The 25,900-nt window shown below is 63.9% G+C and carries 25 protein-coding genes; 4 read left to right on the top strand and 21 right to left on the bottom strand.

Annotated features, from left to right (window positions below):
- Window positions 1–30 precede the first annotated feature (30 nt).
- The 6 genes from ACSMXN_RS15890 to ACSMXN_RS15915 all read right to left on the bottom strand — a co-directional run bounded on the left by ACSMXN_RS15890 (window position 31) and on the right by ACSMXN_RS15915 (window position 6,276).
- The gene (locus ACSMXN_RS15890) at window positions 31–630 is read right to left on the bottom strand and encodes a Trp biosynthesis-associated membrane protein (RefSeq protein ID WP_022912806.1); all 600 of its coding nucleotides are present in this window, start codon (window positions 628–630) and stop codon (window positions 31–33) included.
- The gene (locus ACSMXN_RS15895; RefSeq protein ID WP_022912805.1) at window positions 627–2,144 is read right to left on the bottom strand and encodes an anthranilate synthase component I; all 1,518 of its coding nucleotides are present in this window, start codon (window positions 2,142–2,144) and stop codon (window positions 627–629) included. The genes ACSMXN_RS15890 and ACSMXN_RS15895 overlap by 4 nt, the downstream gene beginning before the upstream one ends.
- A complete protein-coding gene (hisI, locus tag ACSMXN_RS15900; protein WP_022912804.1) occupies window positions 2,141–2,593 on the bottom strand; it encodes a phosphoribosyl-AMP cyclohydrolase in 453 nt (150 codons plus the stop codon). Before hisI ends, ACSMXN_RS15895 begins: the two co-directional genes overlap by 4 nt.
- 83 nt (window positions 2,594–2,676) lie before the next feature.
- On the bottom strand, window positions 2,677–4,335 hold the full coding sequence (locus ACSMXN_RS15905) for a sensor histidine kinase (protein WP_081649047.1): 1,659 nt from the start codon (window positions 4,333–4,335) through the stop codon (window positions 2,677–2,679).
- Entirely contained in the window at window positions 4,332–5,063 is a 732-nt protein-coding gene (locus ACSMXN_RS15910) for a response regulator transcription factor (protein ID WP_022912802.1), read from the bottom strand. The genes ACSMXN_RS15905 and ACSMXN_RS15910 overlap by 4 nt, the downstream gene beginning before the upstream one ends.
- 88 nt (window positions 5,064–5,151) lie before the next feature.
- On the bottom strand, window positions 5,152–6,276 hold the full coding sequence (locus tag ACSMXN_RS15915) for a LuxR C-terminal-related transcriptional regulator (RefSeq protein WP_022912801.1): 1,125 nt from the start codon (window positions 6,274–6,276) through the stop codon (window positions 5,152–5,154).
- 158 nt (window positions 6,277–6,434) lie between these two features.
- Between ACSMXN_RS15915 and ACSMXN_RS15920 the strand changes: the two genes are divergently transcribed.
- Window positions 6,435–8,354 carry an FAD-binding protein gene (locus ACSMXN_RS15920; RefSeq protein ID WP_022912800.1) on the top strand — a complete coding sequence of 640 codons (1,920 nt, stop codon included), beginning with the start codon at window positions 6,435–6,437 and terminating at the stop codon, window positions 8,352–8,354.
- Window positions 8,355–8,435: 81 nt separating this feature from the next.
- Here the strand turns inward: ACSMXN_RS15920 and hisF are convergent, their stop codons facing one another.
- Window positions 8,436–9,209, bottom strand: coding sequence for an imidazole glycerol phosphate synthase subunit HisF (hisF, locus tag ACSMXN_RS15925; protein WP_027139321.1), 774 nt, complete (start codon window positions 9,207–9,209; stop codon window positions 8,436–8,438).
- A gap of 112 nt (window positions 9,210–9,321) precedes the next feature.
- Here hisF and ACSMXN_RS15930 point away from each other — a divergent pair, with 112 nt between their 5' ends.
- Complete coding sequence (locus ACSMXN_RS15930) at window positions 9,322–10,929, top strand: FAD-binding protein (RefSeq protein ID WP_022912798.1); 1,608 nt, start codon at window positions 9,322–9,324, stop codon at window positions 10,927–10,929.
- Window positions 10,930–10,943: 14 nt separating this feature from the next.
- On the opposite strand, the gene priA is transcribed toward ACSMXN_RS15930, so the two are convergent.
- Genes priA through hisD form a run of 5 tightly spaced genes read right to left on the bottom strand, consistent with a single transcriptional unit; the run spans window position 10,944 to window position 15,641 of the window.
- Window positions 10,944–11,684, bottom strand: a complete 741-nt coding sequence (gene priA / locus ACSMXN_RS15935; RefSeq protein WP_022912797.1) for a bifunctional 1-(5-phosphoribosyl)-5-((5-phosphoribosylamino)methylideneamino)imidazole-4-carboxamide isomerase/phosphoribosylanthranilate isomerase PriA — start codon at window positions 11,682–11,684, stop codon at window positions 10,944–10,946.
- The gene (hisH, locus tag ACSMXN_RS15940) at window positions 11,681–12,427 is read right to left on the bottom strand and encodes an imidazole glycerol phosphate synthase subunit HisH (RefSeq protein WP_022912796.1); all 747 of its coding nucleotides are present in this window, start codon (window positions 12,425–12,427) and stop codon (window positions 11,681–11,683) included. The genes priA and hisH overlap by 4 nt, the downstream gene beginning before the upstream one ends.
- A 3-nt stretch (window positions 12,428–12,430) precedes the next feature.
- Window positions 12,431–13,033: an imidazoleglycerol-phosphate dehydratase HisB gene (hisB, locus tag ACSMXN_RS15945; RefSeq protein ID WP_022912795.1), complete on the bottom strand. Its 603-nt coding sequence runs from the start codon at window positions 13,031–13,033 to the stop codon at window positions 12,431–12,433.
- Window positions 13,030–14,262, bottom strand: coding sequence for a histidinol-phosphate transaminase (locus ACSMXN_RS15950; RefSeq protein ID WP_022912794.1), 1,233 nt, complete (start codon window positions 14,260–14,262; stop codon window positions 13,030–13,032). The genes hisB and ACSMXN_RS15950 overlap by 4 nt, the downstream gene beginning before the upstream one ends.
- On the bottom strand, window positions 14,259–15,641 hold the full coding sequence (gene hisD / locus ACSMXN_RS15955; protein WP_455407779.1) for a histidinol dehydrogenase: 1,383 nt from the start codon (window positions 15,639–15,641) through the stop codon (window positions 14,259–14,261). The genes ACSMXN_RS15950 and hisD overlap by 4 nt, the downstream gene beginning before the upstream one ends.
- Before the next feature lie 58 nt (window positions 15,642–15,699).
- Between hisD and ACSMXN_RS15960 the strand changes: the two genes are divergently transcribed.
- Window positions 15,700–16,443, top strand: coding sequence for an LON peptidase substrate-binding domain-containing protein (locus ACSMXN_RS15960; RefSeq protein WP_155958323.1), 744 nt, complete (start codon window positions 15,700–15,702; stop codon window positions 16,441–16,443).
- Here the strand turns inward: ACSMXN_RS15960 and ACSMXN_RS15965 are convergent, their stop codons facing one another.
- The 6 genes from ACSMXN_RS15965 to ACSMXN_RS15990 form a co-directional block, all read right to left on the bottom strand.
- Window positions 16,444–17,055, bottom strand: coding sequence for a hypothetical protein (locus ACSMXN_RS15965; RefSeq protein WP_155958322.1), 612 nt, complete (start codon window positions 17,053–17,055; stop codon window positions 16,444–16,446).
- 106 nt (window positions 17,056–17,161) lie between these two features.
- Window positions 17,162–18,433 carry an amidohydrolase family protein gene (locus ACSMXN_RS15970; protein ID WP_081649046.1) on the bottom strand — a complete coding sequence of 424 codons (1,272 nt, stop codon included), beginning with the start codon at window positions 18,431–18,433 and terminating at the stop codon, window positions 17,162–17,164.
- Window positions 18,434–18,529: 96 nt separating this feature from the next.
- Window positions 18,530–19,183, bottom strand: a complete 654-nt coding sequence (locus ACSMXN_RS15975) for a hypothetical protein (RefSeq protein ID WP_022912789.1) — start codon at window positions 19,181–19,183, stop codon at window positions 18,530–18,532.
- A gap of 55 nt (window positions 19,184–19,238) precedes the next feature.
- Window positions 19,239–19,685 carry a cupin domain-containing protein gene (locus ACSMXN_RS15980; RefSeq protein WP_022912788.1) on the bottom strand — a complete coding sequence of 149 codons (447 nt, stop codon included), beginning with the start codon at window positions 19,683–19,685 and terminating at the stop codon, window positions 19,239–19,241.
- 38 nt (window positions 19,686–19,723) lie between these two features.
- Window positions 19,724–23,278 carry a DNA polymerase III subunit alpha gene (gene dnaE / locus ACSMXN_RS15985; protein ID WP_022912787.1) on the bottom strand — a complete coding sequence of 1,185 codons (3,555 nt, stop codon included), beginning with the start codon at window positions 23,276–23,278 and terminating at the stop codon, window positions 19,724–19,726.
- A 49-nt stretch (window positions 23,279–23,327) separates the two neighbouring features.
- Entirely contained in the window at window positions 23,328–23,456 is a 129-nt protein-coding gene (locus ACSMXN_RS15990) for a hypothetical protein (protein WP_022912786.1), read from the bottom strand.
- On the opposite strand from ACSMXN_RS15990, the gene ACSMXN_RS15995 reads away from it, so the two are divergent.
- Entirely contained in the window at window positions 23,446–23,817 is a 372-nt protein-coding gene (locus ACSMXN_RS15995; protein ID WP_022912785.1) for an antibiotic biosynthesis monooxygenase family protein, read from the top strand. The genes ACSMXN_RS15990 and ACSMXN_RS15995 overlap by 11 nt on opposite strands.
- A gap of 24 nt (window positions 23,818–23,841) precedes the next feature.
- Here ACSMXN_RS15995 and ACSMXN_RS16000 read toward each other — a convergent pair whose 3' ends face one another.
- The 3 genes from ACSMXN_RS16000 to ACSMXN_RS16010 all read right to left on the bottom strand — a co-directional run bounded on the left by ACSMXN_RS16000 (window position 23,842) and on the right by ACSMXN_RS16010 (window position 25,896).
- Complete coding sequence (locus ACSMXN_RS16000; RefSeq protein ID WP_022912784.1) at window positions 23,842–24,771, bottom strand: RluA family pseudouridine synthase; 930 nt, start codon at window positions 24,769–24,771, stop codon at window positions 23,842–23,844.
- Complete coding sequence (gene lspA / locus ACSMXN_RS16005; protein ID WP_022912783.1) at window positions 24,768–25,349, bottom strand: signal peptidase II; 582 nt, start codon at window positions 25,347–25,349, stop codon at window positions 24,768–24,770. Before lspA ends, ACSMXN_RS16000 begins: the two co-directional genes overlap by 4 nt.
- A 70-nt stretch (window positions 25,350–25,419) precedes the next feature.
- On the bottom strand, window positions 25,420–25,896 hold the full coding sequence (locus ACSMXN_RS16010) for a TraR/DksA C4-type zinc finger protein (protein ID WP_027139318.1): 477 nt from the start codon (window positions 25,894–25,896) through the stop codon (window positions 25,420–25,422).
- Between the last annotated feature and the right edge of the window lie 4 nt (window positions 25,897–25,900).

Raw genomic sequence — 25,900 nt, forward strand, 5'->3', positions numbered from 1 at the left:
CGCTGGATCGATCAGTCGTCGCAGCCGATGCTAGCGATCGATGATTGTCGGATCTTCACCGCGGTCCAGGAGGCGCCACGGATCGTCCGATTTGGCCGCTTCTGCCGGGGCTTCGTACCGGGTAGCAAGGCCGGATGACCACTTCGAGCAGCGCAACAGCACGGCAAGGCCACCGATAAACGACAGAACAGCGCTGACAACCGACGTGACCGGCCAGAAGGGGTGGGTGTGCGCCGAAATTGGCTGCCGGTCGACCTTGGCCGCGCCGCCCAGCAGTTCCTGCAACCGGGCCGCGCCCGGCACCGTAAGGCCGCGCACGGCATACCAGCCCGAAGCCAGCGCGACGATCATCAGCAACAGGCCGAGTCCGGTGCGCGCCCACCTTCCCGTCACCAGAATGAGCGCCGCGGAGAGCAGGGTGACGATCGAGAGTCCAGCGAGTGCCGCGAATTCCGTGCGGCCCTTGACTTCGGCCGTTAGCGGACCGAACGGAGCAGGCCGGGCTGCTGACAGCGACAGCCAGACTCTGCTGCAGCCGAACAGGACACCCGCGCCACCCAGCACGATCAGAACGACCGCGCCGATGAGTTCGCGGCGACTGTCCGATTTCGGCCGGACAGACACACTCACCGTGGACTCAACGTCTCCGCCGTGGCGATGGCTTGCAGCACCGCGCGGGCCTTGTTGCGCGTCTCAGCCTCCTCGTTCGCCGGGATGGAGTCGGCCACGATGCCGGCGGACGCTTGGACGAACGCCTTGCCGCCCGTCATCACCGCCGTTCGGATCGCGATCGCCAGGTCCATGTCGCCGGCAGAGTCGAAGTAGCCGACGGCACCGGCGTAGATGCCCCGGCGCACCGGTTCGATTTCTTCGAGCAGCTCCATCGCCCGAACCTTGGGAGCACCCGACACCGTGCCGTGCGGGAACGAAGCCGCGAAGACGTCAAAGGCGTCCTTGTCGGCCGCCACCTCGCCCACGACCGTCGACACGATGTGCCAGACGTGGCTGTAACGTTCGACCACGCCGAATTCGACGACCTTCACCGTGCCCGGCGCGCAAACCCTGCCGAGATCATTACGGGCCAGATCAACGAGCATGACGTGTTCAGCCCGCTCCTTCGGATCGGCCAGCAGCTCGCTAACCAGTTCCGCGTCCTCAGCTGCATCGGCGCCGCGCGGTCGGGTGCCTGCCAGCGGATGGATGGTTGCCGTTCCGTCAGCGACCGTCACCAGAGCTTCGGGGCTGGAACCGACGATGTCGAAGTCCTCGAAATGCAGGAAGTACAGGTACGGCGACGGGTTGAGCGTCCTGAGCGCCCGGTAGACGTCGAACGCGCTCGCTGAGGTCTCGGCGATGAACCGCTGCCCCGGCAAGATTTGAAACACCTCGCCGGCCCGAATGGCCTCCAGGCAACGTTCAACCGCGATCTCGAAATCGCCCGGGGCGGTCCGGGACTCGGCCTGCTTGGGCGGCACGGAGACCAAGGGCACGACGGTCGAATCGCTGGGCGCCGCGAGATCCTGGGCCATCGCGTCCAACCGAAGCTGGGTGTCTTCGTAAGCCACATCCAGCTCGGCCTCCGACATGGTCGGATTTACCAGCGCGTTGGCAATGAGGGTGATCGTGCAGTTGTGATGGTCGACCGCTGCGAGATCGGTGACGAGCAGCATCGCAAGCTCCGGCAGGTGCAACTCGTCCGGCGCGATCTCCGGTAGTTTCTCGATCCGCCTGACGACGTCGTAGCTCAGATATCCGACAAAACCCCCGGTGAGCGGCGGCAATCCCGGCAATCGCGGAGCTTGGACCGCTCGCACGGATGCTGCCAGTAACTCCAATGGATCGCCGGCGGTAGGTAGACCGTCCGGGATGCCGCCGGTCCAGACGCCAGCGGAGCCGGCTGCCGTCAGGGTGGCGATCGCGTTCACGCCGACAAACGACCAACGCGAGAAGGACGCTCCGGGCTCCGCTGATTCGAGCAGAAAGGTGCCGGGGCGACCACCACTGAGCTTCCGGTAGACACCGACCGCTGTCTCGGAGTCGGCAAACAGGGTTCGCGTGACCGGGACGAGCCGATGGGTCTTGGCCAAATCTGTCAACTGCGCTCGGTCAATGCTTGGCCGCATGCCGGTACCAGCGACCGTCATGTTGGCACTCCTTCTGACTGAGGTTCCGCTTGTCGGGGTACTTCCAGCACCGTTGCTTCCAGGGCGCCAGCGTCGAAGCAGCTGTGATCGCCAGTGTGGCAAGCCGGACCGATTTGGTCGACCTTCACCAGCAAGGCATCAGCATCGCAGTCCAGCGCAACTGATTTCACGTACTGAACGTGCCCGGAGGTGTCACCTTTGACCCAGTATTCCTGCCGCGACCTCGACCAGTACGTCGCACGGCCGGTGGTCAGCGTGCGATGGAGCGCCTCGTCGTCCATCCAGCCCACCATCAAGACCTCGCCGGTGTCGAACTGCTGGACGACGGCCGCGACGAGACCGTCAGCACCGCGCTTGAGACGAGCTGCGACGTGCTCGTTCAAGTCAGACGGGCGGACCGCGCGCGAACCGTTGGACGGGCCCTTGGGAGAGGCCGTGGGTGACGACATACAGACGATTCTGCCGTGTCCGGTGTTGCCCGGTTGCTACCCGGGTTGTCCAACGGGTGGGCTAGGCGTCCGCGACCTGCTTGTCATGCCGGGCCGCCGCCGGTTGTTGTGTTTGTCCCGGACGGGGCCAACGGCAGCGTCACGGTGACGGTCGTTCCACCCTCGACGCTTGATGCGAAGTCCACCGAACCACCGTGCGCAGCCGCTATCTGGGCCACGATGGCCATCCCCAGGCCGCTGCCGCCCTTAGCCCGGCTGCGCGCCTTGTCTGCCCGCCAGAAGCGCTCGAAAACGTGTGCCGCTTCGCTGGGCGGCAGGCCAGGGCCGGCGTCGACGACCCGGAGGGCGACAGCAGGCCCGGTTGGTGTGCGGCCTCGGATGCCCTCGAGGCGTATCGGCCCGGCTGGGTCGGTGTGGACGGCCGCGTTGTTGAGCAAGTTCAGCAGCAAGCGCAGCAGTTGGTCACGGTCGCCGATGACGACGGCTTCGCCCGGATTCACGAGGTCAAACCGCCTTTCTGGATGCGCAGATTCGACTGTGCGTAGCGCATCGTTTAGCAGACCTTCGACCGACACCGGCTCTTGACGTAGCTCATTGGTCCGGTCATCGCCACGTGCCAACACGAGCAAGTCCTCGACGAGGCGTGACATCCGGGTGCCCTCGACCTCGATACGGCGCATCGGGTCATCGGATGAGTCGGTGGACTGACCTTTCAGGCGGGAGAGTTCGGCGTAGCCACGAATAGAGGTCAGCGGCGTGCGAAGCTCATGGGAGGCGTCGGCGAGAAACTGCCGCATCCGGTCCTCGCTTCGCACTCGGGCTGCAAACTCATTTTCGACGGCGCCGAGCAGAGTATTGACCGACGAGGCGACCTGGCCGACCTCGGTGGTGGGATCGGCGTTCGGAACTCGCCGGTCCAGACCAGCTCCGTCAGGCCCGAGTTCGGCGGTCACCTCTTGCGCGGTGCGAGTCACCCGAAGCAATGGACGCAATCCGGCACGCACACCCCACGCGGTCAGACCGGCGGCGAGCGCGACCGCCGCGGCGCCGATGGCGACCTCAATCAGGAGCAGCCGCCGAAGGGTATGACGGACCTCGTTCGTGGACAGCCCGGTCACGATCGTGTAGCTGTCTTGCCCCGGCGGCAAGATGCTGCGTGCCGTCACCCTCAGCTGGGATCCGTCAGTCGTGGTCACCGTCCGGGATTTCGTCGGATTCGCAAGGACTCGGCGAATATCGGACTGCGACAAGGAGAGCAACTTTAGGGACGTCGCACGGCTGCGCTTTGGCTGCAGCTCTACGTCACCGTCCGAGTTGTATGCGACGAACCACTCGTCGACTGACGCCGGCAGCACCTGATCGCCGCTGCTGGCCCCGAGTGTGCACCCCTCCGCTGTTCCCGCTTGAAAGGTGCCTCTTTGAAAGCACTGCAAGATTTGGTTGGAGTTTTCCAACGCTATCGAACTCAACTGTTGATCGAGTCGCTGGATGAGGAAGGGCCTCAGCAATGCGTAAGTGGCCGCCCCGGACACGACGACGATCGCTAAGACGAGCGTGACCACCCCGACCACAAGTCGCTGGGTGAGGCTGTTCGGTAGAAACCTGCGGCGTCTAGCCGATGGTTCTTGATACGTAGGCCCTGCCGGTGGTGGCGGCGTCCAACTCTCAACTGGTTCCGTGCGATGAGTAATCTCAATCAGACCAGTCGTCTCGCCGACTTCGCGCGGCGGCGGGTGGGTCACACCCGCGGCGCCTTGACCACGTAGCCCGCACCGCGAACGGTGTGAATGAGCTTGGGCTCGACATGGTCGATCTTCTTGCGCAAGTAACCGATGTAGAGCTCAACGATGTTTGACTGGCCCTGGAAGTCGTACTTCCACACCCGGTCCAGGATCTGAGCCTTAGACAGCACGACGCGCTCGTTGCGCATCAGGTAACGCAGCAACTCGAACTCGGTCGCGGTCAGATGAACCTCTTCGCCGGCGCGGGTCACCTCATGGCTGTTCTCATCGAGTTCGAGGTCGGCAACCTTCAGCACGCCGTCCTTGCCCTCGTCGGCAGCGGTACGTCGAAGCACCGCGTGCACCCGAGCCAGCAGCTCTTCGACGCTGAACGGCTTGACGACGTAGTCATCTGCCCCTGAGCGCAGCCCATTGACTCGATCACTCGCGGTATCGCGCGCGGTCAGAAAGATGACCGGAACAGCGGAGCCGGCCGAGCGCAGATGCTGCAATACGGCGTGCCCGTCGAGCCCCGGCATCATCACGTCCAGGACGACCAGGTCCGGTGCGTGCTCGGCAACTGCGGCGAGCGCACTCGAGCCGTTGTCAGCTGTCACTGCGTCGAAGCCGTCGAAGCGGAGAGCCGACGCCACCAGGTGTACTACGTTTTCCTCGTCGTCGACGACAAGCACCTTGCGCTTGGTACGCGAGGAGGACGATGGCTGCGCAACACTCAGGGAAGAACTCATACTGTGAGCTTGCCGTGTGAGTGTAGGCATGTCCTGGGCTTTCTCTGTGAATAGACTGTGTGCAGTCTACCGCGCGATTTCGCGCGGGTCACGAGTGCACAGCCGCATGCATTTCTGGCTCGTGGTGCTCGGCGAAGAGATGCGCAGCAAGCTCTGCCCGGCTGGCGACGCCGACCTTGGCCAGAATCGTCTTGATGTGATCTCGGATCGTGTGTTCGGACAATTGCAGCTCGCGCGCGATCGCAGACGTTGCCGCGCCCCGAGCGAGTTGCTGCGTCACCTGCTGCTCGCGTGCGGACAGCCCGTAAGCCTGTTCGAGGATCGGCCGAAGATCAGACGGCGCGGTTCTCTCGATCACGACCGCGGTCGGGCCAGGCGCGCCGTCGACCCCGTTGAGGCAACTTGCATGCAGCGTCGCCCAACGGCCGGATCGCCCTCGCACTCGCAGCATCGCCGAACCGCGCTGGCGCCCGCTGGCGACCGCCCTGGCGTGGGCCAGGACGGTAATGATCGCAACCGGCGGATCGTCCGGGTGCGTCTGACCCGCACCGATGTCTTCGAGCCAGGACTGTGCGGACTCATTCAGCGAGGTCATGACACCTTGCTGGTCGAACATCACCAGGCCTGGCGCTGTCGCTGCTGGAGCGCGCACGGCTGCGGCAAGAAGAACTTTGCCACGCATTGTCCGGGCAAACGGTTCGGAGAGGCTTGCCATAAATGTGACTTCTCGTTCGGTGAAGGGGGGTTCGCCCTCATTTCGTAGCAAGCACACCAATCCCCAGGTCGAGCCGCCGGTGCGCAGGGCCGAGCGCAACTCGTCGGAGAAACCCTGTGGCGCCATGAACTCGCGGTATCGCGTGCTGCGCTGGGGCAGATTCTCGGTGGCAGCGCAGAGCGTCCCGGCCGGGGCCGCTTGACCGGCCAGTTCACGAAAGAGCAGCGCGTCCTCGACGAGGAATTCCCTTTCCCAATAAGTGTGACAGTGACCGTCAGCGATGTTTTCGATCCGCACCGGAAGCGTCGCGAACAGCGTGCCAGGGTCAGTACCAAACCAACACGAACCGGCAAACGGAATGATCTCGCGCAGCCGCTGCGACATCTCCGCAAGCATCGTATCGACGTTCGATGCCCTTTCTGCTGCGTCGATCAGCTCTTCACGACGACGTTTGACGAGCGTCGGTGGCATCGCGTCCAAGGCAGAGCTCTGCTTCATGACATGAAGAATGACAGAACAAGGCGCGCCGCGATATCCCCCAATTGAGGGGGGCCAATCTTGGAAAGTCCATGTATCTGCGGGATACCCTCGCGTCTCTTTGACCTGGATCGTTTCGCTACGACAAGCAATAGACCCAATCCGATTAGGGAGAAGAGATGACGACGAACCAGGCGCATCCGAGCGCCTCGGCCAGCACGATGCACAACGCGGTGGGCAGCACGGTGCACAACACGATCGGCCAGACCGTAGCCAAAGGGCGCGATCACGCGCTGCAGACAGATTACGGCGACACCGGTTACCCCACTGCCGATGTGCTGTTCTATCTCGAGCGGGAAGAAAACTGGCCGCCGTACGAGGCCGAAACGATCAGCTGTGAGCTCATGGGTAATGGCGCGGCGCGGCTGACTACCGCGCCCTGGTTTGCCTCCGACGTCAGTTGCGACGACATCGTGACCGTTCATCACGACGGTGCCGGACTTGTCGCTCAAGGTGTCGAATTGCGCGGCGGTCACAGCACCGTGCACGTTATGGCAGCCAATCATTCAATCATTGCCGGCATCGAGGCCAAGCTGGGCGAATTTACCGTTCGAACAGTGGCCGATCACGCCCGCCCAATGCTGACCATCGACGTGCCGTCCCATAGCTCCTTGAACGCCGTGTGCCGAATCCTCGACGACGCCGTTTCCGTTCACTGCAACTATGCGATCTCCTGCCGGCAACACGAGTCTTTCGATGCGCTGGCATCATGCATCCGCGGCAGAATCGTGACGCCGACGGATGTCGATTGGGATCACGCCCGCAGTGCCTGGAACCTGGCCGTTGACCAGCGGCCAGAGGCTGTCGTCTTTGTCGCAGACACAGCTGACGTCGCGGCCGTTATCCGATACGCGGCGTCGCACAACCTTCGAGTCGCACCGCAGAGCGGCGGCCATAATCCCGGCCCCCTGGGTGATCTTCGCGGAACCATCCTGCTGCGCACGGCCGAGCTGAACGACGTCGTCTTCGACATCACTACACAGACCGTTCGCGCAGGATCTGGCGCACTCTGGGGCGACGTCAACGCCGTGCTCGCCGGTACCGGCTACGCCGCGCTGTCCGGATCATCACCGGACGTCGGCATCTCTGGCTACACCCTGAGCGGCGGCTACAGCTGGTTGGGACGAAGCCGGGGACTGGCCTGTTCGAGCGTGACCGCAGTCGAGCTCGTGACTGGCGATGGCCGAATCCGGCGAGTGGATGCCGACCACGAGCCCGATCTCTTCTGGTCGGTACGCGGTGGCGGCGGGAATCACGGCGTCGTGACTGGTCTGGAATTCCAGGCGTATCCGATCGCAGAGGTGACGGCAGGCTCGCTGCTGTTCCCGATCGACCGGGCGCGCGAGGTGTTTCTAGCCTTTGACGAGTGGACCCGAGATCTTGACGACTGCGTGACCGCGTGCGTCCGTTTGCTACGTATGCCTCCGCTGCCCGAACTACCAGATTTTCTACGCGGTCAGTCGTTTGTCGTCATCGACGGGGCAATCGATGCACCGCAGGGTCGAGCAGCGGAGCTTCTGGCGCCGTTGCGGGCACTCGCACCGGTGGTAGATCTCTTCGGGGAAATGCCGACGACCGACCTGGCTCAGATTCACATGGACCCGCCCACTCCAACGCCCTGCGCCGGCGATGGCTTGATTTTGCAGGACATGCCCGTCGAAGCCATCGACTCCATCCTTGCCGTCGCGGGCCCGGCAGCGGACACCACGCTTCTCGCTGTGGACATCCGACTTCTTGGTGGCGCGCTGGGCCGACCGGCCGCAGGCGGCGGCGTGGTCGATCATCTGCCTGGTCGCTTCCTTGCCTTTGGTGTAGGCGTCGCACCGGACGCCGCCACTCACGCCGCCGTGAGCGAGGACGTCGCGCAGTTGATCGACGCCCTGCAGCCCTGGGCCGCCGAGCGCACCTATGCCAACTTCAGCGAATCGACAACGGCCGCCAGCCGGTTCTACTCACCGACTGACCTTGCCCGACTCATAGCGATTCGGGATCAGGTCGATCCGCTGGGCGTGATCCGAGCGAATCATCCGCTGCAGTAGGAGAATCATCCGTTCCGGTAACAGCGAAATAATCAACGCAGGCGGTCGCAGCTCGCCATGGCTGCGACCGATGGGGTAGGGCTAGCGCACGGTAACGCCGTGCGCCGCCAGGTCCCGCTTGACGTCCCCGATCGTGAGCGTGCCGAAGTGGAAGACACTGGCGGCCAACACGGCGTCCGCGCCGGCCTCAACGGCGGGCGCGAAATCGTCGGCCTTGCCCGCTCCCCCGCTCGCGATCACCGGCACCGAAACTGCAGCCCGCACGAGCCGGATCAGAGGCAGATCGAATCCGTCTCGGGTGCCGTCGGCGTCCATCGAGTTGAGCAGGATTTCTCCGGCACCGAGCTCTGCGGCTCGATGCGCCCATTCGACCGCGTCGATGCCCGTTCCGCGGCGGCCACCATGCGTCGTCACCTCGAACCCCGAGACGGTCGGCACGGCGCCCGGCGGCACCCTGCGGGCGTCGACTGAGAGCACCAGCACTTGTCGCCCGAACCGCTCGGCGATCTCAGTGAGCACCTCGGGCCGGGCGATGGCTGCGGTGTTGACGCCGACTTTGTCGGCACCGGCCCGCAGCAGGGCGTCAACATCGGAGACCGAGCGCACCCCACCCCCCACGGTGAGCGGGATGAACACCTGTTCGGCGGTGCGGCGAACAATGTCATAGGTCGTCTCGCGCCCGGACGACGATGCGGTGATGTCGAGAAAGGTGAGTTCATCGGCGCCTTCCTCGTCATAACGACGGGCCAGCTCGACCGGATCCCCGGCATCGCGAAGGCCGGTGAAGTTGACACCCTTCACGACGCGTCCAGCATCGACGTCCAGGCAAGGTATGACGCGAACGGCAACGGGCACGAACACATTCTGCCGTACGACCATCTGACCGGTTGATTGCGTTCGCGCAAGCCCGGGCGCCGGCGGGCGCGTCGCCATCGGCGTCGGCCAGGGCCGGTCTACGTTGAACTCGATGGAGACCTCGAATCCCGATCGGGTCCAGCCAGCGCGACTCGATCAAGCCTTGTCGCGGCGGCACTTGCTGCTCGGCGCCGGCGGGTTAGGCCTCACCGGCGTGCTTGCCGCCTGCACCCCAGCCAAATCCAAGCCCGCGGCGACCAGCACGCCGAACTCGACTTCCTCGACCCCTGCTCGGCCGAGTTTGGCTGCACTGTCCAAGCAACTTTCCACACCGCTGTTGCTCCCCGGCAATGCCGCTTATGCTGCGGCAGCGCAGCTGTACAACCCGCGCTTCGACGCCACCGCTAAACCCGCGGCGATCGCGCAGGTTGGTTCGGCAGCTGATGTGGTGCGCTGCGTGCAATTCGCCGGCAGCGGTGCGGCGGCGTTGGCCTTACGCGCAGGTGGACATTCCTACGGCGGCTGGTCGACCGGTCCCGGCCTGGTCGTCGATGTATCCCGGCTTTCCACCGTCCAAGTCGACACCGGCGCCAAAACCGCCAGAATCGGTGCCGGTGCGAAATTGGCGTCGGTCTACGCCGCGCTTGCAGCAAAGGGCGTCGCGCTCGCCGCGGGCTCGTGTCCGACGGTAGGCGTCACCGGCCTCACCCTCGGTGGCGGGGTCGGCGTGCTGACCCGCGCATTCGGCTTGACCTGTGACGCCGTGCAATCCGTCCAGCTGGTCACGGCCGATGGCCAGCTCCGGGAAGTAACAGCGGCGCGCGACCCAGACCTGTTCTGGGCGTTAAGGGGTGGCGGTGGCGGAAGCTTCGGGGTGGTCACCGCGTGGACGGTTCGGGTTCAGCCCGCACCCACCGTTCAGACCTTCTACCTGCAATGGGACTTCGCGCACGCCAGCCAAGTCCTCGGCAGCTGGCAGCATTGGCTGGGCCGCATCGACAACAAGCTCTGGACGACCTGCAAGCTACTTGCCGATCCCGCTCAGGGGCAGCTTCGCGCCACCGTGTCGGGCACCTGGATCGGTCCGCCCTCAGCGTTACCAGGTCAGCTCGCACCACTCTTGGCAGCCATCGGGGTTCCACCGTCCACCAATGTCGTGAATTCACTCGACTATGCCGGCGCGATGCTTCTCGAGGCCGGATGTTCAGGCGAGAGCGCGACCCAGTGCCTCGCCGACGCCATGACACCCCAGAAGCGACAACCGTTTTCGGCGACGTCGGCCGTGCTGAGCCAACCTCTTCCTAGCGCCGGGGTCGCGGCTGCCGTCGCCGCCGTCCAGTCCGGCATGAACGTGGCACATCTCGTTGAAGGCGGAGTGTCCTTTGACGCGCTCGGCGGTGCCGTTGCTGATGTAGCCGCCTCGGAAACCGCCTTCGTCCACCGGCAGGCCTTGGCGCTGGTTCAGTACACGGCAACCTGGGCGTCGATGAACGGACCGAACGGCTCCGCGTCACCAGCCCCGTTCGATGCTTACGTCCGGGGGCAACGAACCGGGTTGTTGCCCTGGACGGGCCCGTCGGCCTATGTCAACTACGCCGACGCCAGCATCGCCGATTACGGCACTGCGTACTGGGGGTCCAACTATCCGCGGCTGCAGAGTGTCAAGAAACAATACGACCCGGACGGCCTGTTTACCTTTGCGCAAGCGATAAAAGCGTGAACAGTCGGTGGGGACTAAGACGTCGCAGAGCCGACCTCAGACATCGCCGCCAACGCCTCCGGCAAGGTGAATGCTCCCGCGTAGAGAGCCTTGCCCACGATGGCGCCTTCGACTCCGAGACCGGTCAAAGTCGCCAGCGCACGTAAATCCTCGAGTGACGAGACGCCTCCGGAGGCGACGACGGGCTTGTCCGTTGCGGCACACACGCTTCGTAGCAGGTCGAGGTTCGGCCCGGTCAACGTTCCGTCGCGATGCACGTCGGTGACGACGTAACGAGCGCACCCGTCGGCATCGAGTCGCGCAAGTGTCTCGAACAGATCGCCGCCTTCCGACGTCCATCCCCGAGCGGCAAGGGTGGTGCCGCGTACGTCGAGTCCGACCGCGATCCGGTCGCCGTACTCAGCAATCGCCGAACGGACCCAGTCCGGCGACTCCAGCGCGGCGGTGCCGAGGTTCACGCGAGAACATCCGGTCGCGAGCGCGGCTGTGAGGGATGCATCATCGCGTATCCCACCGGAGAGCTCGACTGCGACATCAAGCTGCCCGACGACGTCGGCGAGAAGTTCCCGGTTGTCGCCCCGACCGAACGCGGCATCGAGATCTACCAGGTGAATCCATTCTGCGCCCCCCGCTTGCCAGGCCAGGGCCGCGTCGAGTGGGCTGCCGTAAGAAGTCTCGGTTCCGGCGGCTCCCTGCACGAGGCGGACCGCAGTGCCGTCGGCGACGTCGACAGCGGGAAGCAAGACCAGATTCATGATTCTCCTCGACCGTGGGACAGAGTCTTAGTTTGCTCGGACTGGGCGCTGGCTTGAAACGCCGGCAAAGAGCGCAGCCAGTTCCGGAGCAATTCTTGGCCCGCCGCACCGGACTTCTCCGGGTGGAACTGCGTTGCCCACAGCGGGCCCGATTCAGCGGCCGCGACGAACGATTCACCGTGTTCGGTCAGGCTTGCCTTGAACGGCTGAATTGAAGAAGCCGTATTCGTCCTCGCGGAGTCGCCGGTAGCGGAATGCACTGCGTACGAATGGACGAAATAGAAACGGGTTCCCTGCGCCACACCGGCGAACAACGCGGAATCCTCAGCGGGGTCGACGGTATTCCACCCCATGTGTGGAATGACCGGTGCTCTCAATTGCTCGACGCGGCCGGGCAGAAAGCCCAATCCAGCCGTTTCGATTCCGTGTTCGATGCCAGCTTCGAACAGCACTTGCATACCTACGCAGATGCCGAGCACGGGTCGTGCGGCGTCGAGTCGCTCCCGCAGAATCGCCTGCGCCCCAACGGCATTCAACCCCGCCATACAGGCGGCAAAGGCACCGACTCCGGGGACGAGCAGGCCGTCGGCGTCAATCGCCGCCCGGCTGTCGGCGGTGAGGTCAACCGTGATCGATCCAGCGTTGCCGTGCGAGTCAGCAATCAACTCACCGCCGACTTTCTCCAGAGCACGCACCGCCGAACGCACATTGCCCGACCCATAGTCGAGGACAACAATTCGCACTGGCTACAGCACGCCCTTCGTCGATGGCACGCCCGGCTGGCGTGGGTCGAGCTCAACCGCTGTTCGCAGCGCCCGGGCGACGGCCTTGTATTGAGCCTCGGTGATGTGGTGCCAGTCGCGGCCGTAATGCACCGTCACGTGCAGAGCCACCCTTGCGTGATAGGTGAACGACTCGAAGACATGCCTGGTCAGCGTGGTCGCGTAGGAGGAATCCTGTCCGATGATGTACGGCGGCGCCCCCTCGGGCTCGTTGTGTACGAGGTACGGCCGACCGGAGAGGTCCACTGCGGCAGACACCAAGGCTTCGTCCATCGGTACCACCGCGTCACCGAAACGCCGGGTACCCACCTTTTCGCCTGCAGCCTGCGCGAAGGCTTGACCGAGACCTATCGCGGCGTCCTCGACCGTGTGGTGAGAGTCGATGTGCAGGTCGCCTTCGACCTGCACGGTCAGATCGAAGAGGCCATGCTTGCCGAAGGACGTCAGCATGTGGTCGTAGAAACCCACCCCGGTGCTGACGTCTGTGTGGCCAGCGCCGTCGAGATCGATCTCGACGAGCACCTTCGTCTCAGCGGTAGTGCGTTCAACTCGGCCGATACGGCTCACCTACGGGCTCCCTCTGTCTTCGGTGCTCCGACAGTATCGGCACTATCTTGGCCCACCACCACAGCTGCAGTCGAATCAGTCCCCGATCCGCCGCCAAGGGCCTGTTCCAGCGCCATCCGAAAGCTGTTCATCTCCGCAGGTGTGCCGATGGATACTCGCAGCCAACCGGCCGGGCCGACCTCACGAATGAGCACGCCCTGGTCCAACAGGGCTTGCCATATTGCGTGCGGATCCTGGAATCGACCGAAAAGCAGGAAGTTCGCATCGGACTCGGCTACCTCCAGACCGGCCGACGCCAGCCAATCGGTTGTGAGAGCCCGTTCGGAGCGCAACTCATCAATATGTTTCAACGCCTCGGCTCGATGTGAAAGGGCCGCTCGTGCCGCTGCCTGCTGAATGGCCGAAAGGTGGTAGGGCAACCGGACAATTCGCACGGCGTCCACCACCGCAGCCGACGAAGCGAGATAGCCGAGCCGACCACCGGCATAGGCGAAGGCCTTGCTCATCGTGCGGGTGACGACGAGGTTGCCGTGCACCGCGAGCAGGCTCACCGAGCTGGGTACGCCTTCGCGGCGGAATTCGGCGTACGCCTCGTCGACAACAACCACCCCGGGTGCCACCGCCAACACGTCCTCGACCAGCGATAGCGGTAACGCGGTACCGGTCGGATTGTTCGGCGACGTGAGAATGACAACCGAAGGCTGGTGTTCGGTGATCAGCCGGACCGCGTGGTCCGCCGAGATGCTGAAATCAGCCTCACGCAGGCCGGCCACCCAGTTCGTATGGGTATTGCGGGCGTACTCGGGATACATCGAGTAGGTCGGCGCGAACGACAGCGCCGTTCGGCCCGGGCCGCCAAAAGCCTGTAGCAACTGTTGCATGATCTCGTTCGAGCCGTTCGCCGCCCAGACCTGGTGCGGGCTCAGTACCACACCGGTGTCCTCAGCCAGAAAATCGGCAAGATCCGCCCGTAGCCCGAGGAAATCGCGGTCCGGATATCGGTTGATGTCGCGAACTGCTCGGGCGACGGCGGCAGCGACATCAGCTACCACGGACTCACTCGGCGGGTACGGGTTCTCGTTGACATTCAGCAATACCGGGACGTCGAGCTGCGGCGCACCGTATGGCTCTGCGCCTCGCAAATCCTCACGCAGTGGCAAATCGTCGAGGGTGATCCGGTCCGCGGGGATCGGCGGCGAACCGGCGGCCACCGGCTTCGCCGAATTCATCGAGTAATCCGAACCTTGACCGCGGCGCCATGTGCAGGCAGATCTTCAGCATCAGCCAGTGCGATGACGTGGCCCGCTACCTCCGACAGCGCGGCGTGACTGTATTCGACAAGGTGCACGCCCTTGAGAAACGATTGCACGCTCAATCCGGATGCATGCCGCGCAGTGCAACCGGTAGGCAGGACGTGGTTCGAGCCAGCGCAGTAGTCGCCCAACGAGACCGGCGAGTCCGGCCCGACGAAGACGCAGCCAGCGCTGCGGACCCTTTCGGCAACCGAACGCGCGTCCGCGGTGATCACCTCGAGGTGTTCGGCTGCGTAAGCATTCACGACCGCGAGACCGTGCTCGACGTCATCGACCAGGACCGTTGCCGACTGATTACCAGACAATGCGGTGGACACGCGTTCCACGTGCTTGGTGGCAGCAACCTGTCGAGCGATCTCGACGTCAACTGCGTCGGCCAGGTCGATCGAGTCGGTGACCAGAATTGACGCCGCGATCGGGTCGTGTTCGGCCTGACTGATCAGATCCGCTGCGACGTGCGCAGGGTGCGCGGTCTTATCGGCCAGCACCGCAATCTCCGTCGGTCCGGCCTCGGCGTCGATACCCACGACACCTCGCAGCAATCGCTTCGCAGCGGCAACATAGATGTTGCCAGGACCGGTAACGACGTCGACCGGGTCGATCGGCGCGTTCGTATTCGTCCCTGGATCTCCATAAGCCAGCAGTGCGATCGCTTGCGCACCGCCAACGGCGTACACCTCATCGACCCCGAGCAGTGCGCAGGCGGCGAGAATAGCCGGGTGCGGCAGCCCGTCGAATTCCGATTGCGGCGGCGAACAAACGACCAGGGAGGGCACCCGCGCTTCTTGCGCAGGCACCACGTTCATCACGACAGAAGACGGGTAGACGGCCAGACCGCCTGGCACGTACAGGCCAACCCGATCAACTGGGATCCACTTCTCGGTAACCTGCCCGCCCGGAACCACCTGCACGTCGACCGTGGTGCGGCGTTGCTCAGAATGCACCAGTCGGGCCCGGCGAATTGACTCCTCGAGGGCCGCACGTACCGCGGGATCCAGATTGGCGAGCGCCTTTTCGATCGCCTCAGCCGGCACCCGGGGTTCGGCGACATCGACCCCGTCAAATTTCTCGGTGGCTTCCCGTGCTGCGGGGTAGCCACGGTCGCGCACGGCCTCGACGAGTGGGGTGACTGCGGCCAGGGCTGAATTGACGTCGACGGCGGCTCGCGGCAGCACTCGGCGAACTTCAGTTGCGAAGGCGCGGTCACTCGCAGCAGCTCGAACAGATCCGGGTGGCGTAGGACCGGCTGGGACGGTACGGAGATCGACGCGGCGCAACACAACGTTGAGTCTAATGGCGTCAGACCACTGACTTTGGCGAGCCTGCCCGACCAAATGGCCGTACGGTGGCGGAGTGGAGCAGACACCGCCGACCGAGCCACCGGCAGATCCGTCGGCATCGAAGTCGAACAAGACCGAAATGCTGCCGCTCTTCCCCCTTGGCACCGTTCTAGTGCCGGAAATGTCGCTGTCGCTTCATGTCTTCGAGCCGCGATACCGCCAATTGATGTCGGATCTGCTCGGCGAGAACAGCCAGCCAACGGCAGGCGCACCGATGTTCGGCGTCGTCGCGCTCCGCCAGGGTTGGGAGGTCGGCGAACTGTCGGACGTACACGAAGTCGGGACGACTGCACGAATCACCGACATCGTTCCGCACGCCGACGGCCGTTGCGACGTAGCTGCACTTGGCGATCGACGCTTCGTGATCGAATCGATCGACACGACGTCGCAGCCCTACCTGGTCGCAGAAGTCCACTACCTCGGCGAGCCCGACGGTGATATTGCCAGCGGAGACGTCGCCGCGGCTCGGCAAGCTTGGGCGAGCCATCTCGCGGCGCTCAGCGCGATCTCGAGTGGCTCATTGCAGGTCTCGGAGATCTCGCCGCCTGGCGGCTCCGATCGGTCGTTGTCCTATGCGATTGCCGAGCTGCCGTCGCTTCCGCTAGAAGACAGACAACTGCTGCTGGCGTGCCCCGATACTGCGACGCGCTTGTCGGCTGGCCGCCGTATCTTGCGGCGGGAGACCATTCTGGTCCGCCATCTGCGCGCGATCCCGGCACCCGCCAGCGCCTTTCGAAGCGGCAACCGCAGAGGTTGATCAGCCGCTGACCGACTCCGCATGCGGATCGTCACCGCTCAGTCCGCCGGCGTCGGAGGTGTCCGAGCCGTCTGAGGCCTCCGATTGGTTGGGCGCTGTGAAGGCGGGGTCAGACGATAGGCCGGCAAAAACGACGTAGGCCAACACTGCTGCAAATGACTGCACGAACAGCATCGGCGTGGAATGCAGAGTCAGTGGCGGATGAATCGCAGTGCGCACAGCGCCGCTGTTCTTGCCGGAAGCGAACGTCTCACCAATCAAACGTGCCAGCAACGAGCTCAGCAGGCCGCCGACGAGGACGAAAGCCAACATGATCGGCCCGCGAAGGCCCTTGACGTAAAGCCATGCCACCGGGCCAATGATGAGGCCGACTATGACGCACAGGACGAAAAACCGCCCGTCACCCGCTATCTGATTCTCGGTCTCGTCAGGAATCAGAATCGTCGAGTTCCCAACACCGGGCACAACGTAGGCCACCGTGCGTGGCGCCCACGCCAGCCAAACCGCCCCGGCCAGAGCACCCAGAGCAAGCTGGACCAGCAGGACGATCGCCGCCGGGCGCAGTGACTTCAACAGCTCAACGGGCTGCGTCGGAGAGGCCGCGGAGATCATCGGATGCTTCGGCTCCTTAGTGCCCGGGTGAATCGGTTGTCGGTGAGTCGACAGTTCGGTGTTGCGGTTGTCCGGTCGTGCCGTTGTTCGTTGGATCAGTAGCCCCTCACCAGTTCGCACCGGTCTGTCCCACCGTAAGCCGCCCGTCCAGGTAGACAGCAGCCGGTGTCCGCCAAACCCCCGGTTCGGCGAGCGGACTGAACGGCAACAGGACAAGCGCGGCCGGTTCGCCCCGTCGAAGTGTTCCCGTTCGTGATCGCATTCCTGGTGCGGCGGCAGACCATTCGGTCGCGGCGCGGAGCGCCCCGAGTCGCCCCAGCCCGGTGTCAGCCAGCCGGTCGAGTTCGCGAGGATCTACCCCGGTCCGGGTGCCGGCGTTGCCCAAGTCTGTGCCGTAGCGCAGGATCACGCCGGCGGCGACGAGATCGGCAGCGTTGGCCGCGGCGGCCGGGCCTGACCCGGTTGAGAAGAAGGTCTGCAGCGTCGAGGTCACCGACACGCCGCTGGTCGCGATTCGCATGATCATCCGCTCGTCGAGGCGTTCGGTTGGCGTATGCGCCAACTCGTCGACGCCGGCTTCGAGTGCACGTGACACGAGATCCGCGGTGAGCGCATGAGCCACGACGGCCAACCCGGCCGAATGCGCTGCTTCAACGATTGCCCGCAGGATTGTCGGCTCGAGCACCGGCGTGGCATCAACGCCGGCTTCGAGCGCGACCTTGATCAGATCGACGCCTTCTGCCGCGAGGTTTTGCACGATCGACCTTGCTCGGGTAGGCGATGACACGAACTCCGCGTAGCCCCCAGCTCCCCAGGTTCGCGAGGGATAACCACCAGGAGCCGTCAGTATCGGACCCGACACGGCGACTGCAGGCGTTCCAGCGGGCCGTGAACGGTGGCCGGTTTGCCATCGCCCGGCCCAACGCATGGGCGCCCCGAGGTCTCGGACACCAACCAGCCCGCTGTCGATGCCACTAACCGCCGAGCCATCGGCGCCGACATCAAATCCAAGGTGTACGTGGGCATCAACGATTCCCGGGACTACCCAATGACCCTCGCCGCCGAGCACCAGCAGGTCCCTCGGTAGTGGGCTGACACTGCCCGAGCGTCCGGGCGGCCCACCGTCGGAATCGTGATACGAAATCGTCGCAACCCGTCCCCCGCTGTCGACGATCACGATGCCAGGACGTGGCTCCGAATCGGCGCCCGCCCATACCGTGCCCACAAACGCCATGCCTCGGGTGGGCGCGCCGCCCGCCTCACCTTGCCGAACCCGCACCGACGCCAGCCCGGCTTGCGCGCGGCTCGCCACTCCAAAGGACAACCGCATGCCTCTGGCCAGCCACCCGGTTCGCTCCGGCCGCGGGGGTGGGGACATCTGTTCATCTTGACAGCTTCTGGCCACGACTCCCGGTAAGGCGCATAGTCCCCAGACCGAATCGTGTAACGCTCGGAACCGTAGCGGTGCCGAGCGTTACACGATCTTGGAGTTTCGCAGCACCAGGTCGAGTTCGTCCAACGTGCTGCTCGGGACGACCTGCGTGAGGTCGAATTTGGTCAGCTTCTGAACCGTCTCAGCGCGCTTTGTGGGTCGAATCAGTCGCAATCCGACCAGGGTGGGCCCCCACGGCGCGGCCGGCAGGCCGATTCGCCGTAGCTCCGAGCGCAGGCCCTTTCTGGTCTGCCCGACGAGCTTGTCTACTTCTCGAGCCGCCGGGCCCATGCCGTCTACGCCAGAAATACGACGTTGGATCGCTGAGAGTGCCGCGCGAGTCAGCAAGATGAAGATCGCTGCCAACCCGATCAGGATTGCGAGCCACTCGACGCCTGCGAACCAAACAAGGACCGCGAGCACGAGTACCGCGATTCCGAACCAGTGCACTGTTCGCACCACCGAGGCACCGATTGCTCGGGTTACCAGATAACGGCGCAGAACCACCTGCGACAGTTCCGGGCCGGTATTGACAGGCTGGAAGACCCCACCGTTGGCCATGCCACCATCAGCCGGACGGCCAAACGTGGGTTCGCCGGTCGACGCGCCGTTGATCACGATGTGCTCGTCGTAAATCGGCCGTTCGTGCCGGGACGAGTCATCGTCGGGTCTCCCGGGACGAATTTCATAACTCATACCTGTTGAACGCTTGAGTCGGTCACTGAGTTCGCAAGGAGCAGTGGGTGTTCGCTCAGGGCAGCAACCGGCTGCTGTGACGTTCGTAAATCTCGGCCATCAGTGTCGGATCAGGCGGCCCGCTGGCGGGCAACGCGCTGCCGATATCGCGCATGAAGGCCAATCCCGCCGCGGACGGTGACCACAGACCCAGCACCACGACCTGGCTGTCACTCGGGTTGCGAAAACCGTGCCGCTGCCCTCGTGGCGCCACGAGTAACTGACCGGCCTCAGCGACCCTCTCACCACGGTCGGTCAGGACATGCAACTGCCCGCTGAGCACATAGATCGCTTCGTCGAAAGCGTCGTGCGCATGCGGAATCGGGCCCGCGAAGTGTGGCGGCATCGTCATGTTCGCCACCGCGAAACCGGCTGGCTGCCCGTCGAGTCCCGCGAGAACGTCCATCGGCTGCCCGGCATAGGCAAACGCTGGCTGGCCTCCAGGCACGGCAAGAAATGTCACGGCGTCAGCGCTCCCGTCTGAAATGCCAGCAACTTTGGCTAGCCGGCAACCGAATTGGGGCCGAGGAGCGCCTTTAGATCTCCCATCAGCGCCGGGGACGCAGTAACCCGGAGCCCGTCCGGAAGCTTGAACGGGTGTCGGCGATCACCATTGACGAGTTCGAGATGGACCTCAGTTGTGCCCGGATGCCCGCGCAGAACGTCACGTAGTCGTTCGACGATCGGCGGCGTGCACCTCGCCGGGGCTATCTGCAATCGAATTGGACCGTTCGGCCCCTGGCTCAGGTCTGGCAACGTCAAGTCAGCGCCGATGATACGAATCGTGTCTTCACGGGCGTCGACGCGGCCCTTGATCACCACGATCGCGTCTTCAGCCACCTTCATGCCCACTTGAAGGTAGGACGCTGGGAAAAACAGCACCTCGACGGCACCTTCGAGATCCTCGAGCGTCACCTGAGCCCACGGCTTGCCGTCTTTTGTCATTCGCCTGGTCACCGACGACAAGATCCCGGCGACGGTCACGCTCTGCCCGTCGTTGACGGCGTCGGTCTGCAAGTCTGCGACCGTCACCTCAGCGGCGGTGGCGAGAATGTGTTCCACCCCGAAGAGCGGATGATCAGATACGTAGAGCCCAAGCATCTCCCGCTCGAAGTTGAGCAGGACGGTCTTGTCCCATTCCCCATCGGGGACGCGAACTGCGAACACGTCGGCCTGGGGGGTGTCCATCGGGGTGTCGTCCAATCCGCCAAACCCAAAGAGGTCGAATTGCCCGATTGCCTCGGCCTTCTTGGTGTCGACGACAGCATCGATGGATTGTTCATAGACCTGGATCAGTCCCCTACGCGTGTGAGCGAGGGAATCGAACGCGCCGGACTTGATCAACGCCTCGACTGTGCGCTTGTTACAGCCAACCGCATCGACCTTGCGTAAGTAGTCGGCGAAGTCGGTGTACTCCCCCTTGGACCGACGGGAAGACGTTATGGAGGCGACGACGTTGCCGCCAACGTTGCGAACCGCCGACAGGCCGAACCGAATATCGCTCCCTATTGGCGTGAAGTTCGCATCGGATGCGTTCACGCACGGCGGCAGCACCTTGATGCCCATGCGACGGCACTCGGCGAGATAAGTGGCCATCTTGTCTTTGTCGTCCTTGACCGAGGTGAGCAACGCGGCCATGTATTCCGCCGGGTAGTTCGCCTTGAGGTAGCCAGTCCAGTACGACAGCACCCCGTAAGCCGCCGAATGAGCCTTGTTGAATGCGTAGTCAGAGAACGGCAGCAGAATGTCCCACAAGGTCTTGACCGCACCCGCTGAATAACCCTTGGCTGCCATGCCCCCGGAGAAGTTCTCGTATTGCGCATCGAGTTCGGATTTCTTCTTCTTACCCATGGCCCGACGCAGCAAATCGGCAGCGCCAAGGGTGTAACCGGCCAGCTGTTGAGCGATGGCCATGACCTGCTCTTGGTAGACGATCAGGCCGTACGTATCGCCAAGCAGGTCCTGTAAGGCCTCGGCGAGCTCAGGGTGAATCGGGGTGACAGCCTTCCGGCCGGTCTTGCGATCTGCGTACTCGTTGTGAGAGTTGGCGCCCATCGGCCCAGGCCGGTACAGCGCGATAACCGCAGAAATGTCTTCGAAATTGTCCGGGCGCATGGACCGCAGCAGGGCACGCAGCGGGCCACCGTCCAGTTGGAACACCCCCAGGGTGTCACCGCGTGAGAGCAGGTCATAGGTAGGGCGATCGTCCAGCGGCAGCTCCTCCAAGACCAGTTCGATGTCGCGGTTTGCTTTGATGTTGTCGACCGCATCGTCGAGGATCGTGAGGTTCCGCAACCCCAAAAAGTCCATCTTGATCAAGCCGAGCTGCTCGCAGGACGGATAGTCGAACTGCGTGATGATCGCGCCGTCCTGCTCGCGGCGCATGATCGGAATGACATCGACGAGTCGCTCGCTCGACATGATCACACCCGCTGCGTGCACACCCCACTGCCGTTTCAGGCCCTCCAGACCCTTGGCGGTGTCGACGACTTTCTTCACCTCTGGGTCGGCGTCATATAGCGCCCTGAACTCGCCGCCTTCGCCGTACCTGTCGTGACTCGTGTCGAAGATCTTGGACAGCGGGACGTCCTTGCCCATAACCGGCGGCGGCATCACTTTGGTTATGCGATCGCCCATCGCGAATGGGTAGCCCAGTACCCGGGCTGCGTCCTTGACCGCCTGCTTGGCCTTGATCGTGCCGTAAGTGACGATCTGGGCAACGCGATCGTCGCCGTATTTATCGGTGACGTAACGAATGACCTCGCCGCGACGGCGCTCGTCGAAGTCCACATCGAAGTCGGGCATCGAGACACGGTCGGGGTTTAGGAATCGCTCGAAGATGAGCCCGTGGCGCAGTGGGTCGAGGTCGGTGATCCGCATGGCATAGGCCGCCATCGATCCAGCGCCGGAACCACGGCCAGGTCCCACCCTGATGCCGTTCTCTTTTGCCCAGTTGATGAAGTCGGCGACGACCAGGAAGTAGCCGGGGAAACCCATCTGGACGATGACGCCGACTTCGTAGTCCGCCTGCTTACGTACCTCGTCCGGAATCCCGCTGGGATACCGGTGAATCAGGCCTTTCTCAACCTCCTTGACGAACCACGAGGTCTCGTTTTCTCCGTCCGGCACGGGGAATCTGGGCATGTAGTTCGCGGACTCGTTGAACTCCACGTGGCAACGCTCAGCAATCAGCAGCGTGTTGTCGCAGGCTTCTCGCAAGTCGTACTTGTCTGCCCACAGCGACCGCATCTCGGCGGGCGACTTGAGGTAGTAGGAGTCCCCGTCGAACTTGAAACGGTTTGCGTCTTGCATCGTCTTGCCCGACTGCACACACAACAACACTTCATGGGCTGCGGCGTCACCGGGCCGGGTGTAATGCAGGTCGTTGGTGGCCACCAACGGCAGTTCGAGGTCCTTGCCGAGGCGCAGCAGGCCATCACGCACCCGGGTCTCGATCGCCAGACCGTGGTCCATCAGCTCAAGGAAGAAGTTACCCGCGCCGAAGATGTCGCGGAACTCGGCGGCGCTCGCTACGGCCTTCTCGTAATTTCCGATTCGCAACCAGGTTTGAATCTCACCCGACGGACAGCCCGTGGTCGCAATGAGACCCTTGGCATAGTCGTTCAGCAATTCCCGGTCGGCGCGTGGCTTGTAGAAGAACCCCTCGAGGCTGGAGCGCGAAGCCAACCGAAACAGGTTGTGCATCCCCTCGGTGGACTCGGCGAGCATCGTCATGTGGGTGAAAGCGCCGCCACCAGAGACGTCGTCGTCACCGCCCTGGTTCCATTTGACCCGGGTTCGCTCGCCGCGATGGGTGTTCGGGGTCAGGTAGGCCTCCATCCCGATGATGGGATTGACGCCGGCATTTTTGGCCTGCTTGTAAAAATCGTAGGCACCGAAGACGTTGCCGTGATCGGTCATGGCCAGGGCTGGCATGCCCATCTGAGCAGTGGTTTCGAACAAGTCCTTGAGGCGGGCTGCCCCGTCGAGCATCGAGTACTCGGTGTGGTTGTGCAGGTGCACAAAGGAGTCGTTCGACCCAGCCGGACCGCTCATGCTGTCTCACGGTTGCGCAGAAAACCAGACATGACGGCCCTCGTCTCAATCAGGTGGCGCCCATCGCTCGGGCTGGCCAGCGGACTTGATTCTGCACCCCGGCACCGACAACGAGTACCAGCCTCGGCGTGTCGCGCGTGTCTCGTTGTTCTGGCACGATGACCACCATGTCGGTCATAAAGATAAACGCCATCACCGTCCCCCGCGACAGCGGCGACGAGCTCGCAAAGCGGTTCGCCGCCCGAGCCGGCGCGGTGGACGACGCCGATGGTTTCGAGGGATTTGAACTCTTCCAGCCCACTGACGAGCGCACCACCTGGCTGGTCATTACCCGATGGCGCGACGAGGACTCGTTCAACGCGTGGGTACAGTCGCCTGCCTTCGGCCACGGGCACCGCTCGTCGGCGGCATCGGAGCCGAGCGGTGATTCCGACGCCGGCCCGTCCGGGCAGGCACACGCTCACGGCCAGGGCCATGTCGGCGTCAGCTCCGAGCTGTGGTCGTACAAGGTCTCCGGCGGTTCATCGCCAGCCAACTGATACCTGATCGCACTGGTCCAGGTCTCAGCTCTCAGCTTCGAGGACGTCCAGGGCGCGCTGGAGGTCGGCTGGAAATGGCGACGTGACCTCCAGCCACTGCCCGGTCGTCGGATGTTCGAATCCGAGCGAGCGCGCGTGCAACCACTGCCGGTCGAGACCGAGCTTGCGGCTCAGCACCGGATCGGCTCCATAGAGAAGGTCGCCGCAACATGGGTGTTTCAGTGCGGCCATGTGCACCCGGATCTGGTGCGTTCGGCCGGTTTCAAGGTGAATGTTGAGCAGCGACGCTGCCCGGTAGGCCTCGACGGTTTCATAGTGGGTGACGCTGTCACGGCCACCGGCAACCACGGCGAACTTCCACTCCGATGACGGATGGCGCGCAATGGGTGCATCGATCGTTCCGCTACTCGGGTCGGGATGACCTTGGACGAGTGCTGAGTACAACTTCTCAACCGTCCGCTCTTTGAAAGCTCGCTTGAGTTTGGTGTAGGCCAACTCACTCTTGGCCACCACCATCGCGCCGGTCGTGCCGGCATCGAGCCGGTGAACGATGCCCTGGCGCTCTGCTGCGCCGGACGTCGAAATGCGAAGGCCCATCGCTGCCAGCCCTTGCGAGACGGTAGGCCCACTCCAGCCGATCGTCGGATGAGCGGCCACGCCGACCGGTTTGTCTACGATCACGAGGTCGTCATCTTCGAACAGGATCGTCAACCCGTCGACGGACACCGGCGGCGCGGCCGCGAGGTTGACGGGTTCCGGGATCGTGATTTCGAGCCAGGAACCGCTCTTGACCTTCTCCGAGCGCGCCGGACTGGCGCCGTTGAGCGTTACCGATCCGTCGTCGATCAGATCAGCCGCAACCGTCCGCGACAGGCCGAACATTCTGGAAATCGCGATGTCCAGTCGCAGTCCCTCGAGGCCGTCCGGCACCGGCATCATCCGCGTGTCGGTCATACCTTCGGGCTCGCGAAGGCCGGACCGCGTTCACCATGGAAGTCGATCCCCCGGACGGAGAGGTAGACCGCTATTGCTCCCCCGATCACGATCGAGGAATCTGCGAGGTTGAAAATCGGCCACACATGCCCGTCGGAAGCGAATAGCGAAATCCAGTCGACGACGTGGCCTCTGCCCGGTGCGGGCGCTCGAAAGAACCGATCGATCAGGTTCCCGATCGCGCCGCCTAAGACCAGGCCGAGCGAGACTGCCCAGGCGGTGGAGGTGAGTCGTCGAGCCGCACGAACGATCACTGCCGCGACGACGAGCGAGATCGCGGTAAGGATCACGGTCGCTCCGGTGCCTACCGAAAAGGCCGCACCGCTGTTGCGCGCCTGGACTAGATACACCGCCCCACCCAAGAGCCTGATTGGGCGGTCGTTCTCCTGGATGTTGGCCACAACCAACAACTTCGACACCAGATCGGCCGCGATAGCGAGGCTCGCTACGGCGAAGAACACCGACAGTCGGGTCTTGGACTGGCCGCGTTCGGTTGGGCCGCTGCCAAACCCGCTGCTGGAGAGGTCCGGGATGCTCACACTCCCATTCTCCCCTATCGAAGTGGGCACCCGCTCCGCCGCTGGCGGTTCTGCTCGCTTCCCGGTCGCTTCAGCGACGCTCCTCCCGCGCCTTGCACTCAGCATCCAACGTCGCCATTGGCAGCGCTTGTAGGCGCGCCTTCGGGATCGGCCGACCGCAGTTCTCGCAGAGGCCGTAGGTGCCCAGATCGATGCGCCTGATAGCGCGCTCGATTTGAGCAATCAGGTCATGTCGATTGGCCACGATCGATTGCTCTTGTTCGCGCTCGAACGTCTTACTGCCGGCATCGGCTTGATCGTCTCCGGCCCCATCGGTGTTGTTCTGCTGAAGATCGTTCATCTCGGCAACCGACCGGTCGTACTCCAACTGCAATTCAACGAGTTCGGCTTCCAATTGGCTGCGCAGCTCCCCCAGTTCTGCGAGGCTCAGTTCGGAGACGCTGACGATGGCGGCCTTCTTGGTTGACGCAGATTTCTTGGCAGGGGTCGCCCCGGCGGTCGATTCTGTCGTTTCAACGCCCTCGGCTGATTGAGCTGCCTCAGCCACGCCG

The organism is Parajatrophihabitans canadensis (genome assembly GCF_053764775.1).

Coding starts and splice junctions, on each gene's coding strand:
- ACSMXN_RS15895 (WP_022912805.1), bottom strand. CDS start 2,144: ATGACGGTCGCTGGTACCGGCATGCGGCCAAGCATTGACCGAGCGCAG.
- hisI (WP_022912804.1), bottom strand. CDS start 2,593: ATGTCGTCACCCACGGCCTCTCCCAAGGGCCCGTCCAACGGTTCGCGC.
- ACSMXN_RS15910 (WP_022912802.1), bottom strand. CDS start 5,063: ATGAGTTCTTCCCTGAGTGTTGCGCAGCCATCGTCCTCCTCGCGTACC.
- ACSMXN_RS15915 (WP_022912801.1), bottom strand. CDS start 6,276: ATGAAGCAGAGCTCTGCCTTGGACGCGATGCCACCGACGCTCGTCAAA.
- ACSMXN_RS15920 (WP_022912800.1), top strand. CDS start 6,435: ATGACGACGAACCAGGCGCATCCGAGCGCCTCGGCCAGCACGATGCAC.
- ACSMXN_RS15930 (WP_022912798.1), top strand. CDS start 9,322: ATGGAGACCTCGAATCCCGATCGGGTCCAGCCAGCGCGACTCGATCAA.
- priA (WP_022912797.1), bottom strand. CDS start 11,684: ATGAATCTGGTCTTGCTTCCCGCTGTCGACGTCGCCGACGGCACTGCG.
- ACSMXN_RS15950 (WP_022912794.1), bottom strand. CDS start 14,262: ATGAATTCGGCGAAGCCGGTGGCCGCCGGTTCGCCGCCGATCCCCGCG.
- ACSMXN_RS15965 (WP_155958322.1), bottom strand. CDS start 17,055: ATGATCTCCGCGGCCTCTCCGACGCAGCCCGTTGAGCTGTTGAAGTCA.
- ACSMXN_RS15970 (WP_081649046.1), bottom strand. CDS start 18,433: ATGTCCCCACCCCCGCGGCCGGAGCGAACCGGGTGGCTGGCCAGAGGC.
- ACSMXN_RS15975 (WP_022912789.1), bottom strand. CDS start 19,183: ATGAGTTATGAAATTCGTCCCGGGAGACCCGACGATGACTCGTCCCGG.
- dnaE (WP_022912787.1), bottom strand. CDS start 23,278: ATGAGCGGTCCGGCTGGGTCGAACGACTCCTTTGTGCACCTGCACAAC.
- ACSMXN_RS15995 (WP_022912785.1), top strand. CDS start 23,446: ATGTCGGTCATAAAGATAAACGCCATCACCGTCCCCCGCGACAGCGGC.
- ACSMXN_RS15990 (WP_022912786.1), bottom strand. CDS start 23,456: ATGACCGACATGGTGGTCATCGTGCCAGAACAACGAGACACGCGCGAC.
- ACSMXN_RS16000 (WP_022912784.1), bottom strand. CDS start 24,771: ATGACCGACACGCGGATGATGCCGGTGCCGGACGGCCTCGAGGGACTG.